Here is a 15165-nt window from a genome sequence, read left to right as displayed (position 1 = left end):
TCCGAACGCGGCCCGAGCCTTCGGCAGCTCCTGCGGGGATTCGCGATTCTTCTGTAGGGGCTGCCGAAGGCTGCGATCTTTTTTTCACTGTTCCCGTCTGACGACGATGCAGGCAAGATGAAGCTCTGCAAGTCAGAACACAGGATGCTGATCGTGACCGAAGCTTTTATTGTCGTTCAAACCGCCGAGCAAGCCGTGGATCGGCTTGCGCTCTTGCACGAACGTGCAACCACTGCGCTGAATCAGGCGCTCAAGCGTTACCTCAAGGATCGTATAGAACCGGACGCCGAACAGCGTGCGATGTTTCGTTATCCCGAACTGCGTCTGACCTATCACTGCCAGGGCGAAGTGCCGCAGACCACCCGCGCCTACGCCAAGGTTCAACTGCCGGGCACTTACAGCGTCACCGTCACTCACCCTGCGGCGTTTCGCAAATACCTGCTCGAACAGCTGGTGCCGCTGATGCATGACTTCACCGTGACCGTGGAAGTCGGGATCAGCCAGCAGAACATTCCTTATCCTTACGTGGTCGAGCAAGGCGACGAGCTGGCGGGGTCCGGGGTAACGGCTGCCGTCCTGGCACGCGTGTTCCCCAGTACCGACCTGTCCGCCGCCACCGATGGCATTGCCGACGGCCTGTACGACTGGGAAAACACCGACCCGCTGCCACTGGCCCTGTTCGACGCCGCACGGGTGGATTTCTCCCTGCGTCGCCTGGTGCACTACACCGGCAGCGACTGGCGCCATGTGCAGCCGTGGATCCTGCTGACCAACTACCACCGCTACGTCGACCAGTTCATCGTGCATGGCCTTGAGCAGTTGCGCAGCGACCCGCGTTTCGTGCGCATGGTACTGCCGGGCAACGTGATCATTGAAAAAAGCATGGACCACGGCGAGGCATCGGCCATTGCCGCAGGCGTGGTGTGGCATCGCTACCAGATGCCGGCCTATCACCTGATCGCCAGCGATGGTCATGGCGTGACCCTGGTGAATATCGGCGTCGGTCCCTCCAACGCCAAGAACATCACCGATCACCTGGCGGTACTGCGCCCGCATTGCTGGCTGATGATCGGCCACTGTGGCGGCCTGCGTCAGTCCCAGACCATCGGCGACTATGTGCTGGCTCACGCCTACATGCGGCGCGACGGCATTCTCGACCGGGTGGTGCCACCAAATATCCCGATTCCGGCGCTGGCAGAAGTGCAGATGGCCTTGCAGCAGGCGGCGGCGAACATCACTGGCGAGAAGGGCGACGAGCTGAAGAAGCGTCTGCGCACCGGCACCGTACTGACCTACGACGACCGTAACTGGGAATTGCGCTGGGCCCAGGAGCGTCCGCTGATCAACCTGTCCCGCGCCGTGGCGGTGGACATGGAAAGCGGCACCATTGCCGCCCAGGGCTATCGCTTGCGGGTGCCGTATGGCACGTTGCTGTGCGTTTCGGACAAGCCGCTGCACAGTGAAATCAAGCTGCCGGGCTCGGCGAACGCGTTCTACGAGCGTGCGGTCAGCCAGCACTTGAAGATTGGCATCGAAGCGGTGGACCTGTTGCGCACCGAACTCAACTCGCTGCACTCGCGCAAACTGCGCAGCTTCGACGAGCCGCCGTTCCGCTGATTGTTCTCATGGTCATTTGGCGGTCAGGGCACTAGCATTAGCAGCCCTGACCGTTAGATGTTCTCTTCGCCATGTCTCGTCCCCCACGTCCTGCTTCCCGCCGCCCCGGTGCGAACCTTGCGCCATCGGCTTCGGCCCCGCGCCGGGTCGCCAAAGCGCCGCCTGCCGAACCCCGGCTGATCCTGTTCAACAAGCCATTCGATGTGCTGACTCAATTCAGCGACGGCGAAGGGCGGGCGACGCTCAAGGATTACATCGAGATACCCGGCATATACCCGGCCGGACGTCTGGATCGCGACAGCGAAGGCTTGCTGTTGCTGACCAATGACGGACAGCTGCAGGCGCGCATCGCCGACCCGAAACACAAGCTGGCCAAGACCTACTGGGTGCAAGTGGAAGGCGAGCCGAACGCTGTGCAGCTGCAGCGCTTGCGCGATGGCGTCGAGCTCAATGACGGCATGACCTTGCCCGCCGAGGCGCGGCAGCTGGACGAGCCGCAGCTTTGGCCGCGCAACCCACCCGTGCGTTTTCGCAAGAGTGTGCCCACCAGTTGGCTGGAACTGGTGATTCGCGAGGGCCGCAACCGCCAGGTGCGGCGCATGACGGCTGCCGTGGGTTTGCCGACCTTGCGTCTGGTGCGCGTCAGAATTGGCGACTGGTCGATCGAAGGGCTCGATCAAGGCCAGTGGAAGGAAGTGCCGGCGCGTTTATAAGGCGCCGGATTCGATCAGGCCGATCACCACACTCTTGATGACGAACGCGGCCACACCCAGGCCCAGCACGAAGAACAGAATCATTGAACCGAAGCGGCCGGCCTTGGATTTCTTCGCCAGATCCCAGACGATGAAACCCATGAATATGATCAGGATGGTGACCAGTCCGGTCATCATCCACTCTTCGAATACGGCAGGATCCATCGAAACTCTCCGGCGTGGACGCGGCTAAAATTGCGGGGGGCGAGTATACGCCACGCAAGGTTCGCGCAGCATTGACCTGCGTCGGTGTGCCGCAGTCATTGGTCGCCTTCGCCGGCCCTATCGCTGGCAAGCCAGCTCCCACAGGGTTTGTGCTCGCTCACAATCGTGAGTTCAACACAAAACCTGTGGGAGCGTGGCTTGCCCGCGATGGCGTCTTCAACTGCGCAGATGCGTCAAAGGCAGTTCGGTACTGTTCAAAACCTGGTTCAACACAAAACTCGAGCGCACACTCGTCACCCCGTCAATCCGGGTCAAGTGCCCCAGCAGCAGCTTCTGGTAGTGATCCATATCCGGCACCACTACCTTGAGCTGATAGTCGGCGTCCATCCCCGTCACCAGGCTGCATTCGAGCACCTGGGGCAAAGTGCGGATCGCCGCTTCGAAGTTCTCGAAGCGTTCCGGCGTGTGCCGGTCCATGCCGATCAGCACGTACGCGGTCAGGCTCAGGCCGAGCATCTTGCGATCCAGCAGGGCCACCTGGCGGGTGATGTAGCCGTCGTCCTCCAACTGCTTGACCCGACGTGAGCAAGGGGAAGGCGACAGCCCTATGCGTTCGGCCAGCTCCTGATTGGAGATGCGCGCATCACGCTGCAATTCCGCCAAAATGCTCAAGTCGTATCGGTCGAGTTTGCTCATCATTCAGGCCTTTATCATAACTATTGCGGCGGATTATCTATCCAGGGTTAAAAATTGCGCAAGTGATGTTTAATTCAGCAATCTTCGCAATCCTCTGCCGCAGCCTCAAGCCTATTCTTATTACCAGAATCACTGCTCGGACAAACAGTCCACTGCAGCTCGCCCAATCAGGCCAGCTGCGGCCGCCACCCCCACCGGGGATGTGCCGGCCTCCGAGCTGCACACTGTCCAGAAGACGGCGTGAGGTGAGCCGACGTCATAAGCGTCGAGCACGGACGAAGTTCTCAAGGGGAGGCCGACGGGTCTCCCTTTTTTAATGCCTGCGAAAAATACTGCGCGACTGATAACCTGTTGCAGAACCGGCCTGTGCTTTCCCAGTCTTACGTACAAGCCCTGAGCTACTGTGAGGAAAAGCATGAAGTCGCGCATCTGGCGTTTGGCCGGTGTTGGTTTGCTGTGCATCAGTGTCACCACCCAGGCGCTGGCTGACGAGCCGCACAATCGGGGGCCTGACGGTGTACAGCAAGGTGAGGGTCACCAGGGTAACAATCCGGGGCGCGGTGGCAACGATCATGCGCAGCGCCCGCAGAATGCGCCTCAGCAGAATAATCAGCCCCGCGGGCAAGGCAACGACATCATTCGTGGCGACAATAGCCGACAGTTCGAGCAGAACGGACACAATCGCAACGGGCAAAGCCGCCCGCCACCGGATTACAACAGCCCGGTGCGGCCACCGCCGCCTCCACCCCAGTTACCCGCCAATGACCTGCCGATCCAGGGTCGCCCCGACAGCGTGCGCCAGACCCAGCAACCTCAGCGGGGCTATTATCAGGATGTGCCACGGCGCAACGACGGTAACCCGCAGTGGCAAGTCGGCGGGCCGGGGGCGCGTCCCGATGACCATCGTGATGACAATCGCTGGCCCGGTCGCCCGCCTGGGCACGGTAATGGCTGGGGGCCAGGGCCGCAGTATCGTCCAGGGCACGTGATCGACCGCTTCCCGGACCGTGATTATCGTGTGCCCTACGGTGGCCGCGATTACTTCTACTCGGGCGGCTACTGGTACCGTCCACAGGGGCCACGTTATGTGGTGGTGCAACCGCCGCGCGGGATTCGCGTGGGCTACCTGCCCGATTACGCACGCGAGGTGTGGATCGGCGGTTCGCTGCTGTTCCTGGCGGCCGGTTCGTACTACGCCTATCAGGAAAGCACCCGGGATTACGTGGTGGTCGAGCCACCGGGACAACCGCTGCCGCAGTCGGCCAGCAACGGTTACGACGTTGAAGCTTATCCGGCCAATGGACAGTCGCCGGAGCAGGTCAATCAGGACGGCTACGACTGCTACCGCTATGCAGTCGAGCAGAGTGGTTTCGATCCACGTGCCGATACTTATCAGCCGGACCCCTCGGTGGTGCAGATCTACCGTCAGGCCCAGGGCAACTGCCTGGGCAGTCGCGGTTATCAGGTCAAATTCTGAGCGCGGGCCGCTTGCACCACTTCCTGCGGGTCGGCGTGCACCAACACCTCGGCCCGTGGGTAGGCGGCGTGGATGGCATCAGCGGCCTGGTCGCTGATGCCGTGGGCCACTGACAGGGTCAGGTCGCCGGGCAGCTCCAGGTGTAACTGCACGAACCACTGGTTGCCCGAGACCCGGGTGCGCAAGTCATGCGCACCCAGCACGCCCGGTACACTGCAGGCCAGTTCAAGCATGTGCTGGCTGACATCCAGTGGTAGTTCTTCATCCATCAGCACGGTAAAACTCTCCCGGGCGATCTGGATGGCGCTCCACAAGATGTAGGCGGCGATGCCCAGCCCGAACCACGCATCCAGCTGATGCCAGCCGAACGCCGCCAGCACCAGTGCCACCAGGATGCTGCCGTTGAGCAGTATGTCCGAGCGATAGTGCAGCGAGTCGGCGCGCACTGCATTGGAGCCGGTGGCCTTGACCACGCGATGCTGCAGCATCAGCAGCGCCAGGGTCAGTGCCAGGGAGAACAGGATCACCCCGATGCTGATCCAGGCTGCGCCTATCGGTTCGGGGTGCTGCAGCCTGTCACACGCCTGCAGGGCGATCAGCACCGCACTCCCGCCAATGAACAACGCCTGGGCCATACCGGCCAGCGACTCGGCCTTGCCATGGCCGTAGCGGTGATCGTCATCGGCCGGGCGCAGGGCGTAATGCACCGCCAGCAGGTTGAGCATCGAAGTGACGCCGTCCAGCGTCGAATCGGTAAGCCCGGCGAGCATGCTGACCGAGCCGCTCAACCACCAGGCAATGGCTTTGGCGACGATCAGCGTACAGGCCACCGCCACCGAGGCACGGGTCGCCAGCCGCAGCAGGCGGGCGTGTTCGGAGCTTGAGATCATAGGTGCGGCGGTTCCTTGCAACAGGTTTATGCAGCGGGTTGCAGGCCGAACATGGCCAACTGCTGGGTGCTGCCCTTGTGCTGGATCAGGCGTGGATCATCCAGCGGGAAGCTGCGGCCCAGTTCGGTTTCCAGGATGGTCTGCAACTTGCGGTTGTCGACCTTGCCGTCGGCGCCAATCGCTTCCTGGAGCTTTTCCGGAGCGACCTGGGCGGTCTTCCCCGGTTCGAAGTAGATCGCGCCAGTGGCGAAGTCCACGGCGAAGGCGATCAGGCCCGGGACGATGTAGAACAGCAGGCCCACGGCATCGAGCACGGCAATGGCCGGATCGATCTTGCCATCGATCTGACCGCGGCGATCAGGGTAGAAGATCGATCCGCAGGCGGTCACTTGAGTCAGCAGGGTCGCAACTAGAACACCACCAATCAGGCGAAAGGGAGCACGCATATGAATCTCCTTGAGTCATCTGGAAAACGAAGCGTCGTCGGTATGAATTAGGACCGTGAGAAACGCCAGGCAGTTCGCCGTTATACTCGCGCCTCTGTTTGGGAGCCAGCATGATTTCTTTACCGATCGATGAAGTTTTACCCGCCCTGCGTGAAGCTCTGGCCGCACGTCATGAAGCGGTGCTCGAAGCACCGCCCGGCGCGGGCAAGACCACTCGGGTGCCACTGGCCTTGCTCGACGAGCCCTGGCTGGCCGGTCAGACCATCCTCATGCTCGAACCACGGCGTCTGGCCGCGCGAGCGGCGGCGGAGCGCCTGGCCAGTGAGTTGGGCGAGAAGGTCGGGGAAACCGTGGGCTATCGGATTCGCCTGGACAGCCGGGTGGGGCCCAATACCCGTATCGAAGTGGTAACCGAAGGTATCCTCACCCGACGCCTGCAGGATGACCCGGCCCTGGAAGGCGTGGGCCTGTTGATCTTCGACGAATTCCACGAGCGCAGCCTGGATGCCGACCTGGCCTTGGCCCTGAGCCTCAACGGCCGGGAGCTGTTCCGGGAAGACCAGCCGCTGAAAATCCTGCTGATGTCGGCCACCCTCGAAGGCGAGCGCCTGGCCGGCTTGCTCGATGATGCGCCGATACTGCGCAGCGAGGGGCGCATGTACCCGGTGGCGATGCGCTGGGGCAGGCCGTTCCAGGCGGGTGAATTCATCGAACCGCGGCTGGTGCAGACAATACTTGAAGCCTTGAACGATGAAGCCGGCAGCGTCCTGGTGTTCCTGCCCGGGCAGGCGGAAATTCGGCGGGTGCATCAACAGCTGGCCGATGCGCTGGGCGACAGTTCCCAGGTTTTGCTCTGCCCGCTGCACGGCGAGCTGGACCTTGGCGCCCAGCGCGCGGCTATTGAGCCGGCTCCTGCGGGCAAGCGCAAAGTAGTGCTGGCCACCAACATCGCCGAGACCAGCCTGACCATCGACGGTGTGCGTGTGGTGATCGATGCCGGGCTGGCGCGGGTGCCGCGCTTCGATCCCGGCAGTGGCATGACCCGCCTCGACACCCAGCGAATTTCCCGTGCCAGTGCCACCCAGCGTGCGGGCCGGGCCGGGCGCCTGGAGCCGGGGGTGTGTTATCGCCTGTGGTCCCAGGATCAGCACGAACAGCTGGCGGCCTATGCCAGTGCGGAAATCCTCTCGGCTGACCTTGCCAGCCTGGCCTTGCAACTCGGTCGCTGGGGCGTAACGCCCGGGCAACTGGTCTGGCTCGACATCCCGCCGGCCGCCGCCTATGCGCAGGCGCAGGATCTGCTGCAACGCCTGGGCGCTCTGGATGGCGAGACGCTGACCCGCCACGGCCAGGCCATGGCCGAGCTGCCGGCGCATCCACGTATTGGTCATTTACTGTTGCGCGGCCAGGACCTGGGGTTGGCTGACATGGCCTGCGACGTCGCTGCTCTGCTGGGGGAGCGCGATATCCTACGCGGCGCCGGTGCCGATCTGCATAGCCGGTTGGTGCTGTTGTCCGGCGCAGAACGCGCCGCGCGTGGCGCCCAGGGCGGCGTCCAGCGTGCGCGGCAACTGGCACGGCAGTATCGCGGCTACCTGCGGGGCAAGGCGACGCAGGCGGTCAGTGATCCCGAACATCCACGCTGGCTGGGCGCGTTGTTAGCGCTGGCCTATCCCGACCGCGTGGCGCAGCAACGCCGTGCCGGCGGCGCCGAGTATCGCCTGGCCAACGGCCGGGCGGCGCTGTTCGCCGAAGCGGACAGCCTGATGAAGCAAGCGTGGCTGGTAATTGCCGACCTGGGCAGTCGCCAGGGCCAGCGAGAGGAACGGATTTACCTGGCGACGGATTTTGATCCGGCGCTGTTCGACTCCGTGCTGTGCGAGCAAGTGCGCGTGGTCGACCAGCTTGACTGGGATGAGCGCGAGGGCGTGTTGCGCGCCGAGCGCCAACGCAAGGTTGGGGAACTGATCCTCAGCCGCGAGCCGTTGACCGGCCTGGATGAAAGCGCCCGGAGTCAGGCGCTGGTCAACCTGGTGCGGCGCAAGGGCCTGGAGCTATTGCCGTGGACCCCGGAGCTGCGCCAGTGGCAAGCGCGAGTGGCGCTGCTGCGCCAGCTGGATCTGGCGGGGAAGGGCGAGAGCGAATGGCCGGACGTCAGCGACGCCGCATTGCTAAAAAGCCTTGAACACTGGCTGATGCCGTATCTGGGCAAGGTTTCGCGGCTGAGCCATTTCAGCAACCTGGACCTGTCGAGCATCGTCCACAACCTGTTGCCCTGGCCGCTGCCGCAACGCCTGGACGAGCAGGCGCCGCATCACCTGAACGTGCCGTCGGGCTCGTCGATCCGCCTGGATTACAGCGAGCAGCCACCGATCCTGGCGGTACGCTTGCAGGAATTGTTCGGTCTGTCGGACACCCCGCGCATCGCCGGCGGCAGGCAGGTGGTGAAACTGCACCTGCTATCCCCGGCGCGCCGGCCGGTGCAAGTGACCCAGGACCTGGCGAACTTCTGGCGCAGTACCTACGTCGAGGTGAAGAAGGACTTGAAAGGACGATACCCCAAGCATTACTGGCCGGATGATCCGTTGGTGGCGGAGGCGACGGCGCGCATAAAACCGCGCAAAGGCTGAGGATCAAAAGTCCGCAGGCTGCGCCAGTTCCTGTGTTGGCGGGCATTCCGATGCGGGAGCCTGCGATCTTTTGACGTTCAAGAGGCCGCCTTGGCCGTCAGCTGCTCCCGGCAGTAATCGGCAAACAACTGCGCCGGCTTGGTCAACTGCCCGCGCTTCAACCACGCCGCCACCAGCCCGGAGCCTGTGACTGCCTCGGCGATGTCCACGCACACCACCTTCTTGCCGTCATAAGTGCATTCCGAGTGCGGCCGGGTTACCAGGATCGAGAAGCCGAATCCTTGCCCGACCATGCCCCGGACCATCTCGATCGACGGCGAGCTGAAAGCGATGTGCGGTGTCAGTTCGAGCTCTTCGAACAGGCTGACGAAGTAAGTTCGACTGGGCTGCACGTCCAGCAGAATCATCGGCTCCAGGCACAGGTCCCGCAGCGACACCAGCTTGAGCCGGGCGAAACGATGATCCTCTGGCAGCAATGCATAAGGCCGCTGCGCCGGCATCAGCGGTTCGGTTTCGATGGTCGCATCCAGGTCGTGTTCGTACAGGATCGCCAGGTCGAAAGCGCCTGAGGTCAGACCCTGCACCAGCTCTTGCTGCTCGCCGTCGCGAATGCGGATTTTCACACCGGGGTATAGCGCAGAGAAGCCGGCGATCAACTGCGGCAGGTACAGCGGTGCAACTGTTTCAAAGCAGCCGATATCGATTTGCCCGGCCACCACGTCGTTATCGGCCAGGGCGTTCTGTTCGAACTCCTTGGCCATGCGCAGCAGTTCCTGGGCCTTGCGATAGAAGCGGCCACCGCTGGGCGTCAATGACACGCCCTGAGCGTGATGACGAATCAGCAACTGCACGCCGAAGCTGTCTTCCAGGCCTTTGATCGCCGTGGAAATCGCGGGCTGGGCGATATACAGCTTGCGTGAAGCCTCGGCGACGCTGCCGCATTCGACGGTGGTGATGAAGTATTTCAGTTGACGCAGATTGTACGCAGCCACGGCAAACCTCGGATTGGATGGGTACGACATCCAGGCAATTTTTGCGCCGACTGCTTCCGTTCTGACGACGGTGTTGTTGTGCCCGAACAATAACCACATAGGGCGTCACCGGGGAGATGGGTTGCCCAGTTTTTTCATGGTCTGCGAAGACATTTTTACTATTTTGGCTCGACACGGGCCTGGGCCACCATCCAAAGCACTGGAAAGCCCATGGAGCATCTGAACCTGCTCCACACAGCCGCTCATGAGAAAACGGACTGCCCAGCAGTACGACGTGCTCTGATACCGCAGGCAGGTCCTGCGAACGCTATCGCGAGCAGAGGCTCACTACCAGATTCTGTATCCAGGTTGGATTAAGGCGATGCGGGCAGCAGAAACCGCGCAATCACCGGCAAGTGATCGGAGATGCGCAACGTGTCGTCCTGCCTCACCATCGCTTCGACCCGCTTGATTCGCGGGCTGTAGAACAGGTAATCAACCGTGCGGTCCGGCCCGTTCAGGCCCGGATCATTCGGGTAGTGGGTCAGCCAGAGCGCCCGGTCGGCTCCACTGGCTTCATTGTTGGTCGGGATCATCGGGTACCTGTCCCACAGCACGTGCAGCGCGCTGTCGGCTGAGTAGGGGGTGCGTTGCTCGTTGGGCAGGCGCTGGAATTGACCCAGCGGCAGCAGGTTGAAATCACCGCCCAACAGCCACGGCGTGCCTCGGCTTTCGTAGCGGTCGAGCACCTTGCCCACGGCGCTGACTTGATTCTGCAGGGTTTCGTCAGGCTGGCTGGCGCGGTCCAGGTGCGTGTTGAACAGGGCGATCTGACCACCGTCGCTCAGCGGCAGATAAGTCACCAGCAGGGCGTTTTTCGGCTCGAACTGGCGGCTGATGAAATTGGCTGGCGCGATGGGCAGTTGCAAGCGTTCGGCGTGCTCGATCTGATAACGGCTGAGGGTCGCGAGTTGGCGGCCAACGCTGCCGTAAATATGCGGGTCGGGAACAAATTCGGCTTTCCAGTCGAAGGCGTGGGCGCTGCAGGGGTACAAATCGGTAAGTCGTTCCTGCAACAGTTTGAGCTGGTTCTGGTAGTCGCTGGCTTTGGCGCCATCGTCCAGCTCTTGCAGCAGCACCACATCCGGGAGCTCGTCGCGGATTACCCGGGCCACCTCGTCCAGGCTGAAGGCCATGTCTTCCGGCGTCGGGCCTTCGTCCTCGCCCTGGGCCAGGTCGTTCCAGAACACGTAGCGTTTACCTGCCAGGTACTGCACGTTCCACGTCATCACCTTCAGCGCCTGACCGGGCACCAGCGTGGGGGCCTGGGCATTGCAGCTGACCGGCAACACTTCCTTGGCATCGGGGCGCCAGGTCAGGTTGGCAATCAGGGCGGCCAGGCCGATCAACAGCAGCAGGCCCAGCAGGGTGTAGCGCAGTAGACGGGTCATGGCTCGGCTTTTATCGCGTTACATAAGTTGAGCCCGAGCATAACCGAGCGCAGCAGGTAATCCCAAGGCCCGCGACCGTCAAAGCGGCCCATCGATTTTTTCGGGGGCATCGCTGATCAGCATGAACAAGCGGAACAGCACCACGCTGGTGAACAGTTGCAGGAAGCTGTGGGCACTGTCGATCAGCAGTGAGATCACCGGGTTCTGCGGCTCGGGATAAACCGCCAGGGTCACGCCCTTGAGGATCCACAACGGGCCCATCACACACAGGATGCACACCAGGATGCGCAGGAAATTGCCGCGGGTCAGGCGCAGGCTTTCCTTCATCGCGGCCAGCGGCGCCAGACCGCGCAGCACCAGCAGGTACTCGCCAAACGCCAGGGTCACCATCAGCCAGATGCCCGGCAGGAAATACAGCGACAGGCCGAGCAGGATCAACAGGGTGTTTAGTGCGGTGAGCAACGCAAAGCGCGGCCACAAGGTGGCCGACATGGCCAGCAGGTCGCGGGTGCGGGGTGATTCACCCCGGCTGCGCGCGTCCAGAAACAGGATCAGGGCCGCGGTGTAGAGCGGGTAGATCAACAGGCCGACAACCACGCTGATGCCCGGGAAACTGTCCGGCTCGGTGGAGTGGTCGACCACTTGCTGCAGCAGCGCCTCGAAAATCACCAGGGGCAGGCACAGCTGCACGATCTGGCCCAGATTGCGTTTGAAGAAGTACAGGGAGTCACGCAGTACATCGAACGAATTCATCAGTCGGTATCGCAGGTTGGAAGCAGTGGCCCACTTTAACCGATGATGCGCTTTGCGGCGCAAACGTAAACGTTCGGTAAAGGTCATTGAAACATCCTGCATCAGCCTCCATTACCGTCAGGCACCCCATCCACGGCGGATGAGGACGATGAAATTCCCGGCAATCTACGAGGTCGCCATGAACAACGAAGAACAAACCCTGATCGATGGCCTGTTTTCCCGGCTGCAAGAGGCCCAGGCGCAATCTGCCCCGCGTGATGCCCAGGCCGAGGCGCGCATCAATGAGCACCTGGTTCGCCAGCCTGCGGCGGGTTATTACATGGCACAGTCGATTCTGGTGCAGGAGGCTGCGATCAAAAGCCTCGACCAGCAGAACAAGGAGCTGACCCGGCAAGTGCAGCAATTGCAGGCTGAACTGCAGTCGGCCAAAGCGCAGGCTCAGGCTCCGGCGCCGGCCAGCGGTGGCTTTTTGTCGAGCATCTTTGGCGGCGGTTCCCGTGATCCGCTGCCGGCATCATCGGCGCCTGCCTCCAGCGGTGGCGGCTGGCGCGAGCCCGCCCGGCCGTCGTTCAACGCGCAACCGTCACAGCAGAACTTCGGTGCAGCCCCGCCCCAGCAGAACTATGGCGCGCAGCAGCCTGCCGGCAACAGTTTTCTCGGCGGCGCCCTGAAAACGGCTGCGGGAGTGGCGGGCGGTGTCATGCTGGCGCAGGGTATCAGCAGCCTGTTTCATCACAACCAGCAGCCTGAAGTGGTTGAAGTGATCAAGGAAGAACCGGCCCAGGTCAACGATCAGGGCGATAGCGGCAATGGCTGGGGCGATGAACAGCGGGTGGCTGACAACAATGACCAGGGCGGCTTCAGCGACGCCGACTACAGTGACGACAGCTCGTCGTTCTTCGGCGACGACGACTCCTTCGTCTGACCCTGCGGCGAGGGGCCGGCTCGCGCTGGACTGCACAGCCGTCCCCCAAGCCAGCCCGAGCGCGACCCTGCGCCCGCGCCACATGGCCGATTATTCGCGGAATACGCCTGCGGGCTGGCATACTGGGCCACTTTTCGGGCCTGCGGCCCGATCCAGCCCGCGCCCTTGTGCGCGAACGAGGATGCCCGGTGAAAAAAATCGCAGTGTTCGCCGATGTCCAGAACCTCTACTACACCGTGCGTCAGGCCTATGGTTGCCATTTCAACTACGCCGCGTTGTGGGCTGATATCAGCAAGCAGGGCGAGATCGTCGAAGCCTACGCCTACGCCATCGATCGTGGCGACAGCAAGCAGCAGCAGTTCCAGCAGATCCTGCGCAACCTGGGCTTCACCGTGAAACTCAAGCCTTACATCCAGCGCAGCGATGGCTCGGCCAAGGGCGACTGGGACGTGGGGATCACGCTGGACATCATGGACGCTGCCGATCATGTCGACGAGGTGGTGCTGGCGTCCGGGGACGGGGATTTCGACATGTTGCTGGAGCGCATCATCAGCAAACATGGGGTACAAGCGGTGGCTTACGGCGTACCGGGACTGACCGCCAACTCGCTGATCCGCGCCGCCAGCCGCTACGTGCCGATCGAAGGCGCGTTGCTGCTCAAGAATTGATTTTTACGGAGTTGAAACAGGTTTGGAACGCATAGCAGTCATCGACTTTGAAACCACCGGGATCTCCCCGAGCAGCAGCTGCCGGGCCACGGAAATTGCCGTGGTGATCCTTGAACAGGGGCGCATCGTCGAGCGTTACCAGAGCCTGATGAATGCCGGCGTACGAGTGCCGCCCTTCATCGAACAACTGACCGGTATCAGCAACGCCATGTTGCGCACTGCACCCTCGGCGGAAAAAGTGATGAACGAGGTCAACGAGTTCGTTGGCATCACGCCGTTGCTGGCGCACAACGCCGCGTTCGACCAGAAGTTCTGGGACTTCGAGCTGGGGCGCATCAAGCGCACCCGCCTGCAGAACTTCGCCTGCTCGCTGCTGCTGGCCCGCCGCCTGATGCCCGCTGCGCCGAATCATAAGCTGGGCACGCTGACCACCTTCGCCCAACTGCCCCACACCGGCCAGGCTCACCGGGCCATGGCCGACGCCGAAATGGCCGCCAACCTGACGGCGCACCTGGCGCAGGAGTTGCGGCAAAAGCATGGGTTGCGAGAGTTGACCCATGATTTGCTGGTGAGCTTGCAGAAAGTGCCGGCGGCGAAGATCAATGAGCATCTCAAGCGTCATCGCGGGTTCTAGGAACAGAAAGTGTACCGGCGCTAAAAATCGCTTTTGTAACTTATTTTTACCCGCTCGCTTTCCTAGAATGCCTGTTCTCCTGCCCTGCCCGCGAGCTTCCCAATGTCTGCCCCACGTCGCTTTCCCTTACCGTTGATCGCCGCTTTTTTTGCGTTGTACGTGATTTGGGGCTCGACGTACCTGGTGATTCGCATCGGCGTGGAATACTGGCCACCGCTTCTGCTCGCCGGGATCCGCTTCGTCATCGCGGGTTCATTGATGTACGCCTTTCTACGCTGGCGCGGGGCCCCGGCGCCGACGTGGGCACACTGGAAGGCGGCGGGAATCATCGGGATTTTGCTGCTGACCTGCGGTAACGGCGCAGTCAGTGTCGCCGAGCACACCGGGGTCGCCTCGGGCGTGGCGGCCCTGGCGGTGGCGACGGTGCCGTTGTTTACCTTGCTCTGCGGCTATTTCTGGGGCGCGCGTAACACGCGTCTTGAATGGGCCGGGATCGTGCTCGGGTTGATCGGCATCGCCATGTTGAATCTGGGTTCCAACCTGCAATCGAGCCCGCTGGGCGCCGCACTGCTGATCTTCGCGGCAGCGGCCTGGGCCTTCGGCTCGGTGTGGAGCAAGCATCTGCCGCTGCCCCAGGGCGCGATGGCCAGCGCCGTGGAAATGCTGGTCGGCGGCGTGGCGTTGTTAATCGCCAGTGCACTCAGCGGTGAACACCTGGACAGCCTGCCACCGATCGAAGGCTGGGCCGCGCTGGCCTACCTGACGCTCTTCGGCTCGATCATCGCTTTTAACGCCTACATGTACCTGTTGAAAAATGTCCGTCCCGCTGCTGCGACCAGTTATGCCTATGTCAACCCGGCCGTCGCGGTGTTGCTGGGCATCGTGTTTGTGGGCGAGACCATCGGAATAGAGGAGGCGCTGGCGATGGCTGTGATCATCAGTGCGGTGGTATTGATCGGCTTGCCGCAGTGGCGCCGCCCGCCAGTCAAACCCGCTTCAGTGGTGCCGACAGAATCCCGAGTGAATTAGGGTAAACTGCGCGGCATTGCACACTCGTTTTGCACAACCGCGCTGAATTTTCCTACGGTAA

At 62.3% G+C, this 15165-nt stretch carries 15 protein-coding genes; 8 read left to right on the top strand and 7 right to left on the bottom strand.

Going from position 1 to position 15165, the window contains the following annotated elements:
- Nucleotides 1-117: 117 nt before the first annotated feature.
- Entirely contained in the window at nt 118-1617 is a 1500-nt protein-coding gene (gene amn, locus UB23_RS25775) for an AMP nucleosidase (protein WP_177328595.1), read from the top strand.
- 71 nt (nt 1618-1688) lie between these two features.
- A complete protein-coding gene (locus UB23_RS25770; RefSeq protein WP_045062068.1) occupies nt 1689-2330 on the top strand; it encodes a pseudouridine synthase in 642 nt (213 codons plus the stop codon).
- On the opposite strand, the gene UB23_RS25765 is transcribed toward UB23_RS25770, so the two are convergent.
- Together UB23_RS25765 and UB23_RS25760 are read right to left on the bottom strand one after the other, a co-directional pair.
- Complete coding sequence (locus UB23_RS25765) at nt 2325-2534, bottom strand: DUF2788 domain-containing protein (RefSeq protein ID WP_045062067.1); 210 nt, start codon at nt 2532-2534, stop codon at nt 2325-2327. The genes UB23_RS25770 and UB23_RS25765 overlap by 6 nt on opposite strands.
- A 216-nt stretch (nt 2535-2750) precedes the next feature.
- Nucleotides 2751-3230, bottom strand: a complete 480-nt coding sequence (locus tag UB23_RS25760; RefSeq protein ID WP_045062103.1) for an Lrp/AsnC family transcriptional regulator — start codon at nt 3228-3230, stop codon at nt 2751-2753.
- 415 nt (nt 3231-3645) lie between these two features.
- On the opposite strand from UB23_RS25760, the gene UB23_RS25750 reads away from it, so the two are divergent.
- Nucleotides 3646-4707 carry a DUF6515 family protein gene (locus tag UB23_RS25750; RefSeq protein WP_045062065.1) on the top strand — a complete coding sequence of 354 codons (1062 nt, stop codon included), beginning with the start codon at nt 3646-3648 and terminating at the stop codon, nt 4705-4707.
- Here UB23_RS25750 and UB23_RS25745 read toward each other — a convergent pair.
- Together UB23_RS25745 and UB23_RS25740 are read right to left on the bottom strand one after the other, a co-directional pair.
- Complete coding sequence (locus UB23_RS25745) at nt 4692-5597, bottom strand: cation diffusion facilitator family transporter (protein ID WP_045062064.1); 906 nt, start codon at nt 5595-5597, stop codon at nt 4692-4694. The two genes, UB23_RS25750 and UB23_RS25745, sit on opposite strands and share 16 nt — an antisense overlap.
- 26 nt (nt 5598-5623) lie before the next feature.
- Nucleotides 5624-6043, bottom strand: a complete 420-nt coding sequence (locus tag UB23_RS25740; RefSeq protein ID WP_045062063.1) for a hypothetical protein — start codon at nt 6041-6043, stop codon at nt 5624-5626.
- 110 nt (nt 6044-6153) lie between these two features.
- Here UB23_RS25740 and hrpB point away from each other — a divergent pair, with 110 nt between their 5' ends.
- A complete protein-coding gene (gene hrpB, locus UB23_RS25735; RefSeq protein WP_045062062.1) occupies nt 6154-8673 on the top strand; it encodes an ATP-dependent helicase HrpB in 2520 nt (839 codons plus the stop codon).
- Between the two features lie 77 nt (nt 8674-8750).
- On the opposite strand, the gene UB23_RS25730 is transcribed toward hrpB, so the two are convergent.
- The 3 genes from UB23_RS25730 to UB23_RS25720 all read right to left on the bottom strand — a co-directional run bounded on the left by UB23_RS25730 (nt 8751) and on the right by UB23_RS25720 (nt 11848).
- Nucleotides 8751-9665: a LysR substrate-binding domain-containing protein gene (locus UB23_RS25730; RefSeq protein WP_045062102.1), complete on the bottom strand. Its 915-nt coding sequence runs from the start codon at nt 9663-9665 to the stop codon at nt 8751-8753.
- A 353-nt stretch (nt 9666-10018) separates the two neighbouring features.
- Nucleotides 10019-11095, bottom strand: coding sequence for an endonuclease/exonuclease/phosphatase family protein (locus UB23_RS25725; RefSeq protein ID WP_045062061.1), 1077 nt, complete (start codon nt 11093-11095; stop codon nt 10019-10021).
- 78 nt (nt 11096-11173) lie between these two features.
- Nucleotides 11174-11848, bottom strand: a complete 675-nt coding sequence (locus UB23_RS25720) for a YciC family protein (RefSeq protein ID WP_045062101.1) — start codon at nt 11846-11848, stop codon at nt 11174-11176.
- Nucleotides 11849-12026: 178 nt separating this feature from the next.
- On the opposite strand from UB23_RS25720, the gene UB23_RS25715 reads away from it, so the two are divergent.
- The 4 genes from UB23_RS25715 to yedA all read left to right on the top strand — a co-directional run bounded on the left by UB23_RS25715 (nt 12027) and on the right by yedA (nt 15104).
- On the top strand, nt 12027-12773 hold the full coding sequence (locus UB23_RS25715; protein ID WP_045062100.1) for a DUF2076 domain-containing protein: 747 nt from the start codon (nt 12027-12029) through the stop codon (nt 12771-12773).
- A 188-nt stretch (nt 12774-12961) separates the two neighbouring features.
- Nucleotides 12962-13441 (top strand): LabA-like NYN domain-containing protein, encoded by a 480-nt coding sequence (locus tag UB23_RS25710; RefSeq protein ID WP_007946629.1) that lies wholly within the window; start codon nt 12962-12964, stop codon nt 13439-13441.
- Nucleotides 13442-13463: 22 nt separating this feature from the next.
- Nucleotides 13464-14075, top strand: a complete 612-nt coding sequence (locus tag UB23_RS25705) for a 3'-5' exonuclease (protein WP_045062060.1) — start codon at nt 13464-13466, stop codon at nt 14073-14075.
- A 102-nt stretch (nt 14076-14177) separates the two neighbouring features.
- Nucleotides 14178-15104 carry a drug/metabolite exporter YedA gene (gene yedA, locus UB23_RS25700; protein WP_045062059.1) on the top strand — a complete coding sequence of 309 codons (927 nt, stop codon included), beginning with the start codon at nt 14178-14180 and terminating at the stop codon, nt 15102-15104.
- Nucleotides 15105-15165: the final 61 nt, after the last annotated feature.

The sequence above is a fragment of the Pseudomonas sp. ES3-33 genome, from assembly GCF_000952175.1.
In the GTDB taxonomy this organism is placed as follows: domain Bacteria; phylum Pseudomonadota; class Gammaproteobacteria; order Pseudomonadales; family Pseudomonadaceae; genus Aquipseudomonas; species Aquipseudomonas gregormendelii.
This window is presented reverse-complemented; position numbering and strand designations above follow the sequence as displayed.

What these genes read in the sequence shown, in the direction of transcription:
- amn (WP_177328595.1), top strand. Translation starts at nt 118, where the DNA reads ATGAAGCTCTGCAAGTCAGAACACAGGATGCTGATCGTGACCGAAGCT.
- UB23_RS25770 (WP_045062068.1), top strand. Translation starts at nt 1,689, where the DNA reads ATGTCTCGTCCCCCACGTCCTGCTTCCCGCCGCCCCGGTGCGAACCTT.
- UB23_RS25765 (WP_045062067.1), bottom strand. Translation starts at nt 2,534, where the DNA reads ATGGATCCTGCCGTATTCGAAGAGTGGATGATGACCGGACTGGTCACC.
- UB23_RS25760 (WP_045062103.1), bottom strand. Translation starts at nt 3,230, where the DNA reads ATGAGCAAACTCGACCGATACGACTTGAGCATTTTGGCGGAATTGCAG.
- UB23_RS25750 (WP_045062065.1), top strand. Translation starts at nt 3,646, where the DNA reads ATGAAGTCGCGCATCTGGCGTTTGGCCGGTGTTGGTTTGCTGTGCATC.
- UB23_RS25745 (WP_045062064.1), bottom strand. Translation starts at nt 5,597, where the DNA reads ATGATCTCAAGCTCCGAACACGCCCGCCTGCTGCGGCTGGCGACCCGT.
- UB23_RS25740 (WP_045062063.1), bottom strand. Translation starts at nt 6,043, where the DNA reads ATGCGTGCTCCCTTTCGCCTGATTGGTGGTGTTCTAGTTGCGACCCTG.
- hrpB (WP_045062062.1), top strand. Translation starts at nt 6,154, where the DNA reads ATGATTTCTTTACCGATCGATGAAGTTTTACCCGCCCTGCGTGAAGCT.
- UB23_RS25725 (WP_045062061.1), bottom strand. Translation starts at nt 11,095, where the DNA reads ATGACCCGTCTACTGCGCTACACCCTGCTGGGCCTGCTGCTGTTGATC.
- UB23_RS25720 (WP_045062101.1), bottom strand. Translation starts at nt 11,848, where the DNA reads ATGAATTCGTTCGATGTACTGCGTGACTCCCTGTACTTCTTCAAACGC.
- UB23_RS25715 (WP_045062100.1), top strand. Translation starts at nt 12,027, where the DNA reads ATGAACAACGAAGAACAAACCCTGATCGATGGCCTGTTTTCCCGGCTG.
- yedA (WP_045062059.1), top strand. Translation starts at nt 14,178, where the DNA reads ATGTCTGCCCCACGTCGCTTTCCCTTACCGTTGATCGCCGCTTTTTTT.